Below are 15,820 nucleotides of genomic sequence, written 5' to 3'. Positions count from 1 at the left end.
TACCGATGACCGGACGAGTCGAGGGCAAGGTCGCCTTCATCACGGGTGCCGCGCGTGGCCAGGGGCGCAGCCACGCCGTGAAACTGGCGCAGGAGGGCGCCGACATCATCGCCGTCGATGTCTGTAAGCAGCTCGACGGCGTCACCATTCCGATGTCGACACCGGACGACTTGGCCGAAACGGTCGCCCTGGTCGAGGCGACGGGCCGTCGCATCATCGCCGTCGAGGCCGATGTGCGCGACCTGGAGACCATGCAGGCCGTGGTCGACGACGGCGTCGCACAACTCGGTCGCCTGGACATCGTGGTGGCCAATGCCGGGTTGGCCAGCGATGGCGCCTCGATGGACAAGATGAGCGAACAGACCTGGCGCGACATGATCGACGTCAATATGACCGGCGTCTGGATGACCACCCGGGTCTCGGTGCCGCACATCATCGCGGGTGGTCGCGGCGGGTCGATCGTGCTCACCAGCTCGATCGGCGGCCTGCGCGCCGTCCCGAATATCGGCCACTACGCCACCGCCAAGCACGGTGTCATCGGCATCATGCGCTCACTGGCGATGGAGGTGGGAGACAAGAACATTCGCGTCAACGCGATCTGCCCCACGAATGTGGCGACGCCGATGCTGCTCAACGAGCCGACCTTCCGCATGTTCCGACCGGATCTGGAGAATCCGACCGTCGACGACTTCATCCCCGTCGCGCAGATGTTCCATGTGCTGCCGATCGCCTGGGTGGAGGCGGAAGATATCAGCAACGCCGTGCTATTCCTGGCGTCCGACGAGGCCCGCTACATCACCGGGGTGGCATTACCGGTCGACGGCGGCATGATGCTCAAGTAAGGCAGGACATGGATTCCACCGCGACACGGTTGTCTGTCTTACAGCGGTGGGCGCTGATGCTGTCCTGTGCCGCGGTGGCGCTGGTCGTCGCTTCGATGGCCGCGCTCTACACCGCGTTGCCCGAGATCGCCGCGGCCACCGCCGCCACCCAGCAGCAGCTGACCTGGATCGTGGACGGCTACACCCTTGCACTGGCCTGTCTGGTGCTGCCCGGTGGCGCATTGGGGGACCGGTACGGACGCCGCAGGATGCTGCTTATCGGTCTCGGGGTGTTCGCACTGTTTTCCGCTGTGCCACTGCTGTTCGACGGTCCGATATGGCTGATCGCGGCTCGTTCGGCAGCCGGGTTCGGCGCCGCGTTGGTGATGCCGTCGACGCTGTCGCTGCTCACCGCCGGATTGCCGGAGGGCAGGCGCGGCGTCGCCGTCGGTATGTGGGCCGGTTCCGTGGGTATGGGCGCGGTGGGCGGGATCCTCGTCTCCGGTCTGCTGTTGCAGTTCTGGACCTGGCTTTCGATCATGGCGGCGATGAGCGCGTGCAGCGCGCTGCTTGCCGCCACCGGCTGCGTCATCCCCGAATCGATCGCATCGGCGCGGCCCGGTTTCGACCCGTGGGGCACGGTGACCTCGGCAATCGGCGTCGGCATGATCGTGGCGGCGGCCACCGAGACGCCGCAGCTCGGCTGGTCGCATCCGCTGGTGATCGGTGCCGCCATCGGTGGCATCGTGTCGCTCTCGGCATTCGCGCTGATCGAATTGCGTGTGGTGCATCCGCTGCTCGACGTCCGGTTGTTCGCCGATCGTCGATTCGGCACCGGGACCGCCTCCGTCGCGATTCAGTTCCTGGTCTCGTTCGGCATGTTCATGCTTGTCGTGCAGTTCCTGCAGCTGATCCTCGGATACCGTCCGTTGATCTCGGCCTTGGCCATGGCGCCGATGATGATTCCGTTCGTGACCATATCGCCGATCTCGCCGTGGCTCGCCGAGCGATTCGGATTGCGGCTGCAAACCCTGTGCGGCCTCGCGCTATTGGGTGTCGGGCTCCTGGCGGTCGCCCGATTGTCGGTCGATGGCACCTATTTCGATGTCGTCTGGCCGCTGCTGATCGTCAGTCTCGGCATCAGCCTGTCGGCGGCGCCGGCAACGGCCGCGATCATGGCGGGCGTGCCTGCCGATCAGCACGGCATCGCGGCGGCCGTGAACGACGTATCGCGCGAGGTCGGCGCCGCGATCGGAATAGCCTTGGCCGGAAGCATTCTCGCCGCGGGTTACAGCCACCAGATCGGGGCGATCCTGCCGATGCTCCCGCAACAGCTACGCGGTCCGGTCTCGGGCTCACTGGTCGGCGCACTGACCGTGGCCGAACATCTGGGCCCGCAAGCACAACCCCTCGCCGACGCGGCCAAGGCCGCATTCGTCCATGGCGTCCGCCAAGCAGCGGCGATCCTCGGCGCACTGACCTTGGCCGCCGCCCTCGCCATCGGCCTATGGGCCCCCGGTCGGCGCGTCGGTCGAACCCCGCCCACCACCGAACCGAGCATCACACAGGTGGCCGAACCCGACTAGCCGGACAACCGGTGGCGCAGCAGTGGCAGGGCGGGGCCGTCCAGCTGGTGCATGAGTGCGGTGCGGCCACCGACGCTCATCGGCAACGCGGCCGCCGACCCACGGACCCCGGCCCCGTGCCCCACATCCGATCGATATCGGTGGCGCACAGGTGAATTCCGCGCAGTCGCCCCAATGGGACGAAGCCGATCCGCCAGGGGCCGGTCAGGAAGTCGAGCGCCAGACCAGCTCGCCGCAGGTCCGGAGCGAAGGGCGACGGCAGCGAAGAGCTCCGTTGCATCGGCTTCGCTCATCGTCTACCTCGATTCGGGGCTTGCCGCGCGTACGGTGACCACCGCCGACCTGGCCCGCGCTAAGCATATGCTCAGCGCGTAATGCTGAGCATATGGTTAGCATGTGGGGCCGGGCGCGGTCGACAGTTGCGCGCGAGGTCGGCGTTGGGTCGATGACGATGGTTATGGAGGTTGTTGTGATGGCATCGCCGAGGAGGATCGGTACGCCCGACGCGAAGAATCGCGCTGTGCTGCTGGATGCGGCCGAGCAGTTGATGCTCGAAGAAGGCTATGCCGCAGTGAGTTCGCGCAGTGTCGCGCGCAAGGCCGGACTGAAATATCAGCTCGTCTACTACTACTTCCGCACGATGGACGACCTGTTCCTTGCGGTTTTCCAGCGGCGTGCCGAAGAGGGATTGAAGCGCCAGGCGGCCGCACTGCGGTCGCCGGATCCGTTGCGCGCGCTGTGGCAGTTCAATCTGGAGGCGGCGGCCAGTGGTGCGCTGACGACGGAATTCGTCGCGCTGGCCAACCATCGAAAGGTGGTTCGCACCGCGCTTGCCGACTATTCCAGCCGCTTCCGGGAGGCCGAGGTCGCGGCGATGGAGAAGTTGCTCGAACGCTACGGGGTCGATTCCGCCGAGTGGCCCGCCGCCGTGGTGGCGTTCGTGATGGCGAGTGTGTCTCGAACCATGGTCCTGGAGAACGGGTTCGGGATGACGAGCGCACATGCGGCGATGACGGAGTTCGTCGAACGGCAGCTGAACCGGTTCGGCCCGCTGCCCGTCGAACCCGAGTAACCCCCCGCCACCTGACCGCTGACGGCAGCGCGCATGCGCATGCCTTGACCGGGCTCGGCCGCGCATGCTAAGCATGTGCTCAGCAACAAATGCTGAGCACTTGATTAGCATGGCGTCGACGGCGGGAAAGTCCTCTCGAGATGGCCGGTGGGCCGTGCGGTGCTTTTTCTCGCTAGGAGCCTGCCGTGAGCATGTCCGACGAAATCGATTTCTTCACCGACATGTCGACCGTTGTCGATCCGCACCCCTACTTCGACGCGTTGCGTGCGCAATGTCCGGTCTTTCGCGAGCCACACCACGGCGTCGTCGCGGTGACCGGCTACGACGAGGCGGTGGAGGTGTACCGCAACCATCAGGTGTTTTCGAGTTGCGTCGCGCCGACGGGTCCCTTCCCGCCGCTGCCATTCGAGCCGGCCGGTGACGATATCGGGCCGCTGATCGAACAGCATCGGGAGAAATTCCCCCTGCACGAGCACATGGTGACCTTCGATCAGCCCGAGCACACCGCGCAACGCGACCTGCTGAAAACCCTGTTCACGCCGCGGCGGCTGAAGGAGAACGAGGAATTCATGTGGCGGCAGGCCGATCAGCTGCTCGATGAGTTCGACACCCGCTCCGAGCTCGAATTCCTGCGCGAATACGCACAGCCGCTCGCCATGCTGGTGATCGCGAATCTGCTCGGTGTACCCGAACGCGACTATCCGGACTTTCGGCAGGCACTCGCTTCGCAGACACCGCCGGGTGCCGTCCAAAGCGAAGCCTTGGTAGGCAATCCGCTCGAATTTCTCGCCGACCGGTTCACGTCCTACATCGAGGAGCGCCGGCGTAACCCGAGTGGTGACGTGCTGACCGCTTTGGCCGCTGCGAAATTCCCGGACGGCTCACTGCCTGCCGTCGACGAACTCGTCCATTTGGCCGCCTTCCTGTTCGCCGCCGGTCAGGAAACCACCGCCAAGCTGATGACATCCGGTCTGCGCATACTCGCCGAACGGCCGGACCTGCAGCAGATATTGCGGGAGGGCAGTTCGGCCATCCCGGGTTTCGTCGAGGAGTGCCTGCGCATGGAGGCCCCGGTCAAATGCGATTTCCGATTGGCCCGCACGACAACGAAACTCGGCGGCGTCGACCTTCCCGCGGGCACCATGGTTATGGTGGCGCCCGGTGCCGCCAATCGCGAACCGAGCCGGTTCGAGGATCCGCACGAGTTCCGTTACGACCGTGCGAACGCGCGCGAGCACATCGCATTCGCGCGCGGCATCCACACCTGTCCCGGCGGCCCGCTCGCCCGCATGGAGACGCGCATCAGTTTCGAGCGGATCCTGCAGCGCTGGCGCGGTATCAGGATTTCCGAATCCGAGCACGGCCCGGCCGATGCCCGGCGCTACACATATGAGCCGACGTACATCTTGCGCGGGCTCAGCGCATTGCATGTGGAATTCGCCCCGGTTGGTTGATCGCATTTCACATCGGTTAGGAGCAGTGATGACACAGGACACCGCGAAACGAGTTGCCATCGTAACCGGAGCCGGGTCCGGGATCGGGGCGGCAGTAGCCCGGCAATTGGCCCGAGGCCCGCACCGCATGGCTCTGTTCGACCGCGATGTCGAGGCGCTCGGTGAGGTCGCCGCGGAATTGCGATTTGTCGGTGTCGAGGCATTGACCTACGCGGTGGACGTCGCCGATGAAAATTCGGTCGCCGAGGCGATCGGGAGCGTCCGCAACGAATTCGGTCCGGTGCAGATAATGGTCACCAGCGCGGGTGTTCAGGAGCACACCCCGGTTACCGACATCACGAGAAAACAGTGGGAGCGGATCATCGCGGTAAATCTCACCGGCACTTTCGCCTGCATTCAATCCGTCGTCCCGGATATGATCGCGGCGGGTTGGGGACGGATTGTCACGATATCGTCGTCCAGCGCCCAATCCGGTGCCGCCAATATGGCTCACTATATTGCGTCCAAGGGCGGCGTGATCGCCTTGACGAAGGCGTTGTCCGCGGAGTTGGCGCCGAAAGGCATTACGGTGAACTCGATTCCGCCGTCCATTATCGACACACCCATGGCACACCAGGCGACGAAGGCGGGCTGGTTCCCCGGTTTGGATGCCATTGCCGCGGTGACGCCGGTACGCCGCACCGGAACCGCCGAGGATGTGGCCGCCGCCTGTGAATTCCTGTGCTCCGATCAGGCCGGTTTCATTACCGGGCAACTCATCGGCGTCAATGGCGGCTTGTACGTCTGAGTATGGAGATATGTATGAAAATATCTGTCGATCCGCAGAAATGCGAAGGGCACGCGCTGTGCGCGGCCATCGCGCCGAACGTGTTCGAAGTCGGTGACGACGACCTGTCCCGAGTCATCGATCCGGCATCCGACGACAAGGCCTGGCCGGACATCCGCGCGGCGGTGGCTTCCTGTCCGACACTTGCCATTACGGCATCCGATGACATAGCCGATCAGGAGTAGGAGCCCGAATCATCGTCCGGTAGGCTCGGACAAGTGAGAGTCGGGCACGGGGTGAAAACGAGCGTCGGTGCGTTGTCGACGGATGGCCGCCGAAAGGATGAAATTCTCGAGACGGCCGCTCGCCTGTTCGCCTCCTCCGGCTTGCGCACCTCGCTGCAGGAAATAGCGGATGCGTGCGGTATCAAACCGCAGAGTCTCTATCACCATTTCGGTTCGAAAGAAGCCATCGTCGTCGAGTTGGTTCAGCGCTATCACGCCGAAATCGATCGCGTGGCGGAGGCGGCGCTCGCGGACCTGAAAGGTTCCCGATTCACCCCGGATAATATCGTCGAATTGGGTAGGGCGATCGCACAATGCGCCGCCCGAAACAGTGCCGCTCTGCAGTTCACCTTCTATGAGCCCTCGGCCGCCGCCGGACTCGAGCTGGTGCGGTTGACCAGCCGCGGTGCGACGGCGATCGAATTCGCCGTGCTGGAGACGCTGCGCGCCGGGCGGTCGATCGGATTCATTCGTCCGGGTATCGATCTGGTGACGCTCGCCGATCGAATGTGCCAGACGTTTCTGCACGTGGGTCTGTATTTGTTCCACCGCTACACGGCGGTCGATCGGGTAGCCGACCTGTTCTGTGAGATCCTGCTGTATGGCGTGGCCACGGCGTCGCCGGAAAACGGTGAATTGGATAAGTCGGATGCTTTGGTCGCGGTCGATCGAGTCATCCGGCTGTGGAACGAGACGGACGAGGCCGATGCGGATAGCAAGGTGGCTTTGATCCGCCAGGTCGCGCGTACGGAATTCGGCCGCCGCGGCTACGAGGTCACCACGATCCGAGATATCGCCGCGGCCGCGGGCATGAGCATCGGGACCGTCTATCGGGCGGTCGGCTCCAAAGAGGAACTGCTCGCCTCGATCATGAGCTCGTTTTCCAAGAAGACCGTCGCTGGCTGGGAGGCCGCGCTCGGCTCCGATTCGTCCGCCGTCCAGAAACTCGACGCCCTGGCCTGGCTGCACATCAATGTCGTGGACCGGTTCAACGACGAGTTCAAGATCCAGCTGACCTGGCTACGTCAATCGCCGCCCGAGGTGAGCAATCCCGGAATGTCGTTCCCTGCCGTGCTTCGGCAGTTGCGGACCCTGCTCGGTACTGGTGCCGAACAGGAAGAGATCCGCCTCGCCAACCCGGCGGCCGAGCTGACCGCGCGCTGCGTCCTCGAATTGACCTGGATGCCCGAGAACATCGTCCGTCGTATCGGCAAGCGCGCCGCGCTCATTCACGCACGCGATACCGTGCTGCGCGGTGTAGCGGTGCGTTGACGGCCCCGGGCGACGTGTGCGCCGATCTCCCGCAGGTACCGGTCGGGTCCGCCGAGGAACGCGCTCCAGCTCAGCAGCCGCTCTAGATAGAGATGGGCATCGTGTTCCCAGGTGAAGCCGATGCCGCCGAAGATCTGGATCGCGGCTTCGCCGACGGTCGCGAGCCGGCCCGCGAAGGCCTTGGTCCGGATTGCCGCCAGGTGCCGGTGCTCGTCCGAGGCGAAATCGGCGGCCCACAGTGCGTGCAGCACGCCGCCGCGAGCCAATTCCACGGTTTCGAACATGTCGACGCACAGGTGTTGAACCGCCTGGAATGTGCCGATCGGGCGGCCGAATTGCTGACGGGTCCCGGCATGGTCGAGGCTCAGTTCCAGAATGCGTTGTGCCGCACCGAGAGCGTCGGCGGCCGATGCGATGAGAATGTCGTCGATCACCGCCGCGAGGCCCGGCGTCGGCGCGCTGCCGAGGTGTCGAGCGGGCGTGTTCACCAGAGTCACCCGAAATTGCTTGCGGGTCCGGTCCACAGTAGGTTGCGGCGTGATTTCCACTCCGGCCGAAGGTATTTCGACGGCGAACAACGATATGTGCGTTGCTGTCGGGACGGGTACCAGCAGCACGTTCGCGGCCGCCGCGTCGGGTACCTCGCTGAATGTGGCGGTCACCAACGAGTCGGTGCCGAGCGCAGTCGCGACGACGTCTTGTGTGTGTGGCAGGCAGACCGTGGCCGTCACCGATCCGTCGGCGATGCCTGCCAGCACATCGGCGGCGTGCTCGGTCGCGTCGAGCCGGGCCAGGGTTCGGGCAGCGGCGACCGCGGTGGATTGCCACGGCCCCGGATCCAGTGCGCGGCCCATTTCTTCGAGCACGATTCCGGCTTCCACCATGGTGGCGCCTGCGCCGCCGTAATCCTGCGGGACGAGCAGGCCGGTTACGCCGAGGTCGGCCAGGCCTTGCCAGAGCGGCTGCGTTGTGCCGGTGGGATGGTCGAGCATCGCGCGCACATGTTCGGTGATCGACGCCTTTTCGGAAAGGAAGCGACGAACCAGATCGCGTAATGCCACTTGCTCTTCGGTGAATTCGAGGTTCATCGGTGTGGCAGCCCCAGTCCGCGAGTTGCGGTGATGTTCTTGTTGATCTGTGTGGTGCCACCCGCGATCGTCAGCGCGCGTGCGGCCAACCGCATTTTCGCCCACTTGCCATCGGCGGCATGCGGACCGAGCACATCGAAACCGAGCGTGGCGAGGTCTTGGCCGAGCTCGCCCCATACGGTCTTGGCGAGGCTGGCCGAACCGCTGGCGTCGTTGCCTGCCATCGCCGCCGAAACCGCTCGGCGGCAAAGGTCTTCGAGAAATGCGATCCGTACCGCTACCTCCCCGAGCCGATGCAGGGTGTTCGGTTCGTCCAGGGAGGCGTGGCCGTCGACACTGGTCTCGTCGAGGTCTGCGACGAGATCGTCGAGGCGGACCTGTAGTTCCGAATACAGCCGGGCCGCATTGGCCCGCTCGTGGCCGAGCGTGGTGGTGGCCACCTGCCAGCCCTGGTGCACCGGACCGAGTAGCGCGGTGCGCGGCACCCGTACCTCATCGAGGAATATCTCGGCGAATTCGGCCTCGCCGGTGAGCGTGGTCAGCGGCCGCACTTGGATTCCGTGTCGTCTCATATTCACGATGAGGCACGAAATGCCTTGGTGTTTGGGGGCTGCGGGATCGGTGCGGACGAACAGCTGGCACCAGTGCGCGCGCTGGGCCAGCGAGGTCCAGATTTTCTGACCGGTGACGACGAACTCTTCGCCCACCCGCAGCGCGCGGGTGCGCAGCGATGCGAGGTCCGAGCCGGAGTCGGGTTCGGACATGCCCTGACACCAGATATCGTCCGCGCGGACCATCCGCGGGAGCAGCGTTCGTTTCTGCTCCGGCGTCCCGTAGTGCATGATCGCCGGGCCGATATTGTTCAGGCCGATGATATTGACGGGCAGTGGAGCCCGAGCACGCACCGTTTCTTCCACATAGACGAGCTGCTCGAGCGGGCCCGCCCCACGACCGCCGTACTCTTCCGGCCAGGACACCGCGCCCCACCCGGCGTCGGCCATGGTGCGATTCCAGTCGCGCACGACATCGAACGCGGCGGGATCGTCGCCGATGTGCTTGCTCGCCGCCACGATGTCATCGGTCAAATGTTCGGCCAACCAGGTGCGCAGCTCGTCTCGAAATTCCTCGACGTGCGCGGGCAGGGAGAAGTCCACGCGGACCTACCCGAACAGCACTGGCAGTGCGGTGGGCGAGCGGAACACCTGACCGCGGATATGGGGGTCATCGCCGTCCGGATCCAGGCGCAGATCGGGCAGGCGATCGAGCAACCGGTTGAGCGCCACGCGCATTTCCGTGCGCGCCAAGTGAATTCCCAGGCACAGATGTGCGCCCTGACCGAACGACATATGCGGCCGGGAGGCGCGGACGATATCGAGGCGGTCCGGGTCCGGCCAGCGGTTCTCGTCCCGATTCGCCGCCGCGAGCATGAGCATGACCGTCGATCCGGCCGGGATGGGAACACCGGACAGCACGGTGTCCTGGGTGGCCAATCGAGTGATGTTCAGCAGTGGGGTCTCATACCGCAGCACCTCTTCGATCGCCCGTGGCACGAGCGCGCGATTGGTGCGGATCGCTTCGAGTTCGGCCGGACGCGACAGCAGGGTCATCAGCATGTTCCCGGTGGAGCGGTAGGTCGTCTCGACACCGGCGGGCAACAGCAGTCGCAGGAACGAGAAGATCTCCTCGTCGGTCAGGCGCTCACCGTCCAGCTCGGCGCGAGCCAGATCGCTGATCAAATCCTCCCGAGGGGCCCGGCGCCGCTCGTCGAGAATTGTGGCGAGGTATTCCTTGACCTCCTGTGAGGCCCCGACGGCCAGCTCGCGCTGGGTATGGAAGCTGAGAATGGCGATGGACCAGCGCTGGAACTGCTTGTAATCCGCGCGCGGTAGCCCGAGCATCCCCGCGATCACCTGCGTCGGGAACGGGAAGGTGAACTCCTTGACCAGCTCGGCTCGTCCGCGGTCGGCGAAGCCATCGATGAGTTCGTCGGCGATGGGGGTGACGAGTTCGGTTTCCCAGCGCGCCAACGCTTTCTGCCGGAACGCGGTCGATACCAGTCCGCGGTAGCGGCGATGTTCGGGATCGTCCATTCCGAGCATGATGTGCTTGCCCATGATGTCGCCGAGCAGCATGTCGATGATGTGCCCCGAGGAGAACCTCGCTCCGTCGCGCAGCACCTCGAGTATGTCGTCGTAGCCGTAGACGAAGAACACCGCTTGATCGTCGGCGTGCGGCATGTTCGACGTGTCCAACCGCTGCACCGGATTGGTTTGCCTGGCGCGGGCCAACTCCGGGTACGGGTCGCGGACATCTCCCGCGACGGCATCGTCGAACACTTCGAAGTCGCTGTCGTCGCCGGCGCGGCGATCCTGGTCGGCATTCGCATTGTCGGTCGTGGTCCGAACAGGGGTGTCCACGGCTTCTCCTCGCATCTGACCGAATATTCGTTCCGGATCAGCGTAAGTGAGTCGAATGGTCGCGTCAACGGTCTCTGATGGCTGTCGCGTCGTTCAACCAGGTCAGTTGCAACGCTTGGGAATTGGCGTCAGGCAGGCGCGATCGATGCGTTGACGGCACCGGTACAGCTACGTAACATTCTGAACGAATTTTAGGTTCGGCCTGAGAATGGCCGCGCGGACGGAGAGTGACGTGGCCTACGAAAGCACTGCCGAGCCGATCAAACTCGGTTATCTGTTCGACTTCCGCCTCCCGGAGGGCTATCCGCCCGAGATGCGAGCGGATCTGACCCGCCCGTTCGATCTGGTCTTCGAACAGGGCCGCAGGCAAGGCATCATCGATCGCCCCGTCGAGATCGTGTTCCGCGAGGTGGAGGGGCTGCCGAAGGGCACGGTGAAGGCGGTGATCGATGCCTACGGCGAACTCGTCGACGAGGGTTGCCTGGCGGTATTCGGACCGCACATCACCGACAATGCGGTCCCAACCCGCGAAGAGATCGAACGGCGATTCCATGTTCCGGCGATCAATGTGTCCGGGACCGACGATTGGCTCGGCGAGTGGACATTCGCGCTGCCACAGGGCTCGATGACCGATGAACCGGTGTTCTGGGCGCATCTGCTGGCCAAGGGCGGACACACCGACGTCGGTGCACTCGTCGAACAGTCCCTGGTCGGCGAGAGCTATATCAAGAACTTTCGCCGCGCGTGCCGGGAGCAGGGCATCCGGATCGTGGGCGAGGCGCAGATACCGCAGACGGCCCAGGACATCAGCCCCGCGGTGCGCACCCTGCAGGAAGCCAAGGCGAGCGCAATTGTGCACTGCGGCTTCGGATTCGGCGTCGCGATGGTCACGCCCGCGCTACAGGCGCTCGACTGGGACCCGCCCCGTTTCATGGGCACCGCATTCCAGAATGCCTGGATCAATCCGCTCCTGTGGCGGGCGTTCCTCGGCTGGACCGGTGTGGACCAGTACGACGAGGGAAATGCGGTCGGCCAGCGGTTCCTGGACGAATACGAGACCGCCTACGGACGCCGCCCGCAGTATTGCGTGCCGGTGATGAACCGGGATATAGCGACCGTGCTGCTGCACGCGTTCGCCGATGCTCATCCGCTGTCGCCACGCGGGGTGAAGGAGGCCATGGAACGGGTGAAGATGCTGCCCGCGGCCGCGGGTGCACCCGGAACCCGGGTCTCCTTCGGGAAGTGGACTCGGCGGGGCTGGATGGGCGCCGGTTATCTCGTCGCCCGCAAATTGGATCCGGATGGACAGAATTCGCATCTCGTCGCGCGATTCGGTGAGGACTGAAACCATGGCATCGTCGAAATCGGAAGTGAGCGAAACATCGCTCGGCACAACGGATCCGGTCGCAGGAGGGAAGGCACGAAGGTGGCTGCCGGTCGCGGTGGTGGCGGTGGTCGCCGTCGTGATCGGGTTGATCGCCGCCAACGCCAGGCGCGGCGCTGACGATCCGCGCATAGCGAACCCCGACGTGAGCGGTGCGCCCCGTCCGGTGCCGCCGCTGTTCGGCTGGGACCACTGGATCACGCTGCACGAGATGGGGACCGTCGTCATGATGGTCGCGCTGATCACGGTGGTGGTGGTCATGTGGCGGCGCCATCCGCGCCACCCGGTGCTGTTGATGGTGCTGGTGACGACGGCGATCGTGTGGCAGGACCCGGTCATGAATTGGGCCCCGTACGCCGTCTACAACCCACAGCTGTGGCACTGGCCGGTGCATTGGCCGCTGGTCTCGCTGTCGCCGACGGTCGAGCCGTTCATCGTGATCGGTTACGCGACTTTCTATCTCGGACCGTTCTTCCCGGCCATCTGGCTGCTGCGACGAATTCAGGCCCGCCGGGCGCCCGGCTCGTTCATCTGGCGGCATCCGCTGATCTGCTTGGCCGCTTTGATTCTCGCTATCGGGTTCGCCTTCGACGCACTGCTGGAATGCTTTCTGGTCCGGACCCAGCTGTACATTTATTCGCAGGTCATTCCGTTCGGTTCGGTATTCACCGGTGAGTCGTACCAGTTTCCGCTGATCTGGGAGTCGGCGCTCGTGACGGTCGTGATGATCCCGGCGGGCGTGCTGCTCTATCGGGACGACACCGGTCGCACCGTCGCCGAGAAATTGGCGCTGCGTGTGCGACTGTTCCGCGGCAGGCCCGTGCTGGGTGCGTTCATGGTGATGTTCGTGATCGTGAACGTCGCCTACTTCTGCTACGGCGCCGGGTTCACGCTCATTCGCGATACGCGAGTCGCCACATCGGTGGCCTGTCCATGGCCGTTTCCGGAGGCGAAAGTGTATGACCCGCAAGGCTTTTACGAGAAGGCCGGACAGCCCGGCCCGTACTCCGCCGGGATCTGGTCGGGGTGGGAGAGCGCGCAATCCGGACGCCCCGCCGCGATCCCGCCCGCGGATGGTGGCCGCTGCGGAGCGAACAATGGCTGAGGTCAGCGGCGAGCTACCGGGTCAGCGGCGGGACGAGCCGTGGGAATCGGATGATCGCGGCCGGCCCTGATTCAGAGCGGCAACCGGATCGATTCGGATTGCTGGCTTCAGGTATCGCCGGTCGGCCACTCGAGGTGGCGTCAGCGCAGGTCGGTGAACTGGCCTGGACCGACGGTACCCGCGTCCACCTCGACCCGGCCACCACGATCAGGGAACAGATCACGGCTGTCGCGGTGCAGGCATCGTTGCTCGCCGCCGGTAGCCTCGCACCCGAAGTCGTTCGGCCACTGGCCCGTCGGCCCGCGCTCGCCCGGCGATACCTGGCGATCGAGGGCCATCGGGCCTTGGCGGCCAACAGGTTCGCGCTGCCGTGGCTGGTGCAGTCGATCATCGATGCCGATCTGGCCGGGCGCGTCGGTTCGGCGGCCGCATCGCTGGCACTTGCCCGTGGAGCCGACCCACTGCCCGATCCGCCTCCGAGTTTCGGAGCCATCCACTCGGAAAGCTTAATAATCGCGGCGGAAAAGTCTTCGGGTGCGGCGGTTCTGGGACAACGTCCGGTCGACGACGAAAGCGCGTGCCGGAAGCCCGAATCCGAAACCGAAGACGATTCGGCGGCCCCATCGTTGAGCATCGACCTGGTCGGCGGTCGAGGGGCGCTATCGAGGCTGTTCGAGCGCATGATCGGATTCGGCCGCACATCGCAGGGTGGCGCCACCGGTGGGGACCGGCCGCGAGTCATGCGGGTCGCCGCGGCGCGCCTGCGCGGCACCGGACCGGTGATCGGTACCGCCGCGCTGCGTGCCGCGGTACCGGCGATCCGACATCGCGGTATCGCGTACCCGGAATGGGATCTCGGCCGCGGACGCTACCGGCCGGACTGGTGCACCGTGACCGAGCTGGATCCGCCCGATCTCGGCACACCGGTCGTCGTCACCGGTCCCGGACTGTATCGACCGCTGGCCCGTTTGGGCCTGAGCCTGGAGCGCCGTCATCGACGGCCGCAAGGTGACGATCTGGATGTGGACGCGGCCGTCGAGGAGCGGGTCGATGCCATGACCGGTACGACGCCCGACGGTGCGGTCTATATCGAAAGTGTCCGGCGCAGATACGATCTCGCGGTTCTGGTCCTGCTCGATGTCTCGGGTTCGACGGCCATGCCGAGCGCCGGCGGGGCGTCGGTGCACGAACTCCAGCGAGCCGCGGCCGCGTCGCTCACCACCGCGCTCGACGGTCTGGGCAATCGAGTCGCACTGTACGGCTTCTATTCCCAGGGACGATCCGCCGTCCGTCTGGTACGGGTGAAGAGTTTCGACGATCGCCTCGATCTGCCCGCGCTGCGCCGTCTCGGCGCGCTCGTGCCGGGGGCGTATACCCGCCTGGGCGCGGTAATCCGGCACGGCACAGCGTTATTGGAGACCTCCGGTGGGACGACTCGCCGCATATTGGTCGTGCTCTCCGACGGGTTCGCCTACGACCACGGTTACGAAGGCCCGTATGCCGAGGCCGACGCGCGGCGTGCCTTGGCCGAGGCCCGCGCGCACGGAACAGGCTGTCTGTGCCTGAGTATCGGTGCCGATGCGGAACTCGCCGCACTCCGCCGGGTCTTCGGAACCGCCGCACACGCCGCCGTGCCTCGCCCCGACGATCTGGTGCCGGTGATCGGTCCACTACTCCGCGACGCGATTCGTGCGGCAGACCTTCGCCAGCAGACGATCTCGAGGAGATCCCCATGACAGTTTCGCTACGTCCCTACTATGTGCCGGTCGGTACCGAAGAACAGGTCTTCCAGGCGGCATTCCGGCAGGGCTTATCGGTCATGCTGAAGGGTCCGACCGGTTGTGGGAAAACGAGATTCGTCGAGGCGATGGCGCACGCCGTCGGGCGGCCGCTGATCACCGTCGCCTGCCACGACGACCTGACCACCGCCGATCTGGTCGGCCGCTATCTGCTGCACGGTGGCGAAACCCGCTGGGTGGATGGACCTTTGACGCGTGCGGTGCGCGAGGGCGCGATCTGCTATCTCGACGAGATCGTCGAAGCCCGACAGGACACGACGGTCGTGCTCCATCCGCTGGCCGACCATCGCAGACAGTTACCCATCGATCGGCTGGGCGTCACGCTCGACGCCGCCGAGGGTTTCTGTCTCGTGGTGTCCTACAACCCCGGATACCAGAGTGTGTTGAAGGATTTGAAGGATTCGACGCGCCAGCGCATGGTCGCCATCGAGCTCGGTTTCCCGCCGATCGAGGTGGAGGGGAGGATCGTCGCCACCGAAGCGGGTGTCGATCCGCAGACGGCGGCGCGACTGGTGCAGATAGGTCACGCCGTCCGCCGCGCCGACGGCGTCGGCCTGCGCGAGGTCGCTTCGACCCGGGTGCTGGTCACGGCGGGCCGACTCATCGCCGAGGGATTGGACCCGCGAGCCGCCGCGCTGGCGGCGATTGCCGGTCCGCTCAGCGATGATCCCGCCGTGACGGCCGGACTTGTCGAACTCGTCGATGCCTATCTCGGCAATTGATCGCGGACGCATTTTGCTTGTGAACCGAATATTCGTTCCGTAAGCTGATT

At 65.2% G+C, this 15,820-nt stretch carries 15 protein-coding genes; 11 read left to right on the top strand and 4 right to left on the bottom strand.

Annotated elements, in window-relative coordinates; genetic code table 11:
• Nucleotides 1–5 precede the first annotated feature (5 nt).
• Both ACZ60G_RS31190 and ACZ60G_RS31185 read left to right on the top strand, forming a co-directional pair.
• A complete protein-coding gene (locus ACZ60G_RS31190; protein ID WP_465814599.1) occupies nucleotides 6–842 on the top strand; it encodes a mycofactocin-coupled SDR family oxidoreductase in 837 nt (278 codons plus the stop codon).
• Nucleotides 843–850: 8 nt separating this feature from the next.
• A complete protein-coding gene (locus tag ACZ60G_RS31185) occupies nucleotides 851–2,407 on the top strand; it encodes an MFS transporter (RefSeq protein ID WP_465814598.1) in 1,557 nt (518 codons plus the stop codon).
• Here the strand turns inward: ACZ60G_RS31185 and ACZ60G_RS31180 are convergent.
• Nucleotides 2,404–2,532 carry a hypothetical protein gene (locus ACZ60G_RS31180; protein WP_465814596.1) on the bottom strand — a complete coding sequence of 43 codons (129 nt, stop codon included), beginning with the start codon at nucleotides 2,530–2,532 and terminating at the stop codon, nucleotides 2,404–2,406. The genes ACZ60G_RS31185 and ACZ60G_RS31180 overlap by 4 nt on opposite strands.
• A 347-nt stretch (nucleotides 2,533–2,879) precedes the next feature.
• Between ACZ60G_RS31180 and ACZ60G_RS31175 the strand changes: the two genes are divergently transcribed.
• The 5 genes from ACZ60G_RS31175 (at nucleotide 2,880) to ACZ60G_RS31155 (ending at nucleotide 7,255) form a co-directional block, all read left to right on the top strand.
• A complete protein-coding gene (locus ACZ60G_RS31175; RefSeq protein WP_465814594.1) occupies nucleotides 2,880–3,479 on the top strand; it encodes a TetR/AcrR family transcriptional regulator in 600 nt (199 codons plus the stop codon).
• A gap of 185 nt (nucleotides 3,480–3,664) precedes the next feature.
• Nucleotides 3,665–4,933: a cytochrome P450 gene (locus ACZ60G_RS31170; protein ID WP_465814592.1), complete on the top strand. Its 1,269-nt coding sequence runs from the start codon at nucleotides 3,665–3,667 to the stop codon at nucleotides 4,931–4,933.
• A gap of 28 nt (nucleotides 4,934–4,961) precedes the next feature.
• Complete coding sequence (locus ACZ60G_RS31165; RefSeq protein WP_465814590.1) at nucleotides 4,962–5,720, top strand: SDR family NAD(P)-dependent oxidoreductase; 759 nt, start codon at nucleotides 4,962–4,964, stop codon at nucleotides 5,718–5,720.
• Nucleotides 5,721–5,734: 14 nt separating this feature from the next.
• On the top strand, nucleotides 5,735–5,944 hold the full coding sequence (locus tag ACZ60G_RS31160; RefSeq protein WP_465814588.1) for a ferredoxin: 210 nt from the start codon (nucleotides 5,735–5,737) through the stop codon (nucleotides 5,942–5,944).
• A gap of 33 nt (nucleotides 5,945–5,977) precedes the next feature.
• Nucleotides 5,978–7,255, top strand: a complete 1,278-nt coding sequence (locus tag ACZ60G_RS31155) for a TetR/AcrR family transcriptional regulator (RefSeq protein WP_465814587.1) — start codon at nucleotides 5,978–5,980, stop codon at nucleotides 7,253–7,255.
• Here the strand turns inward: ACZ60G_RS31155 and ACZ60G_RS31150 are convergent.
• Genes ACZ60G_RS31150 through ACZ60G_RS31140 form a run of 3 tightly spaced genes read right to left on the bottom strand, consistent with a single transcriptional unit; the run spans nucleotide 7,213 to nucleotide 10,679 of the window.
• Nucleotides 7,213–8,343 (bottom strand): acyl-CoA dehydrogenase family protein, encoded by a 1,131-nt coding sequence (locus ACZ60G_RS31150; protein ID WP_465814586.1) that lies wholly within the window; start codon nucleotides 8,341–8,343, stop codon nucleotides 7,213–7,215. The genes ACZ60G_RS31155 and ACZ60G_RS31150 overlap by 43 nt on opposite strands.
• Nucleotides 8,340–9,497: an acyl-CoA dehydrogenase family protein gene (locus ACZ60G_RS31145; protein ID WP_465814584.1), complete on the bottom strand. Its 1,158-nt coding sequence runs from the start codon at nucleotides 9,495–9,497 to the stop codon at nucleotides 8,340–8,342. Before ACZ60G_RS31145 ends, ACZ60G_RS31150 begins: the two co-directional genes overlap by 4 nt.
• Nucleotides 9,498–9,503: 6 nt before the next feature.
• The gene (locus tag ACZ60G_RS31140) at nucleotides 9,504–10,679 is read right to left on the bottom strand and encodes a cytochrome P450 (RefSeq protein WP_465814812.1); all 1,176 of its coding nucleotides are present in this window, start codon (nucleotides 10,677–10,679) and stop codon (nucleotides 9,504–9,506) included.
• Nucleotides 10,680–10,992: 313 nt separating this feature from the next.
• Here ACZ60G_RS31140 and ACZ60G_RS31135 point away from each other — a divergent pair, with 313 nt between their 5' ends.
• From ACZ60G_RS31135 to ACZ60G_RS31120, 4 genes are all read left to right on the top strand, one after another.
• The gene (locus ACZ60G_RS31135) at nucleotides 10,993–12,105 is read left to right on the top strand and encodes an ABC transporter substrate-binding protein (protein WP_465814582.1); all 1,113 of its coding nucleotides are present in this window, start codon (nucleotides 10,993–10,995) and stop codon (nucleotides 12,103–12,105) included.
• 4 nt (nucleotides 12,106–12,109) lie between these two features.
• A complete protein-coding gene (locus tag ACZ60G_RS31130; RefSeq protein WP_465814580.1) occupies nucleotides 12,110–13,249 on the top strand; it encodes a spirocyclase AveC family protein in 1,140 nt (379 codons plus the stop codon).
• Between the two features lie 134 nt (nucleotides 13,250–13,383).
• The gene (locus ACZ60G_RS31125; protein ID WP_465814579.1) at nucleotides 13,384–14,985 is read left to right on the top strand and encodes a nitric oxide reductase activation protein NorD; all 1,602 of its coding nucleotides are present in this window, start codon (nucleotides 13,384–13,386) and stop codon (nucleotides 14,983–14,985) included.
• Nucleotides 14,982–15,770, top strand: a complete 789-nt coding sequence (locus tag ACZ60G_RS31120; protein WP_465814577.1) for an AAA family ATPase — start codon at nucleotides 14,982–14,984, stop codon at nucleotides 15,768–15,770. The genes ACZ60G_RS31125 and ACZ60G_RS31120 overlap by 4 nt, the downstream gene beginning before the upstream one ends.
• Nucleotides 15,771–15,820 lie beyond the last annotated feature (50 nt).

It is taken from the genome of Nocardia sp. NPDC102475 (genome assembly GCF_055584605.1).
This window is presented reverse-complemented; position numbering and strand designations above follow the sequence as displayed.

Bases quoted from the DNA above. Each gene is read 5' to 3' on its own strand.
- ACZ60G_RS31160 (WP_465814588.1), top strand. From the start codon at position 5,735: ATGAAAATATCTGTCGATCCGCAGAAATGCGAAGGGCACGCGCTGTGC.
- ACZ60G_RS31190 (WP_465814599.1), top strand. From the start codon at position 6: ATGACCGGACGAGTCGAGGGCAAGGTCGCCTTCATCACGGGTGCCGCG.
- ACZ60G_RS31175 (WP_465814594.1), top strand. From the start codon at position 2,880: ATGGCATCGCCGAGGAGGATCGGTACGCCCGACGCGAAGAATCGCGCT.
- ACZ60G_RS31120 (WP_465814577.1), top strand. From the start codon at position 14,982: ATGACAGTTTCGCTACGTCCCTACTATGTGCCGGTCGGTACCGAAGAA.
- ACZ60G_RS31130 (WP_465814580.1), top strand. From the start codon at position 12,110: ATGGCATCGTCGAAATCGGAAGTGAGCGAAACATCGCTCGGCACAACG.
- ACZ60G_RS31165 (WP_465814590.1), top strand. From the start codon at position 4,962: ATGACACAGGACACCGCGAAACGAGTTGCCATCGTAACCGGAGCCGGG.
- ACZ60G_RS31185 (WP_465814598.1), top strand. From the start codon at position 851: ATGGATTCCACCGCGACACGGTTGTCTGTCTTACAGCGGTGGGCGCTG.
- ACZ60G_RS31150 (WP_465814586.1), bottom strand. From the start codon at position 8,343: ATGAACCTCGAATTCACCGAAGAGCAAGTGGCATTACGCGATCTGGTT.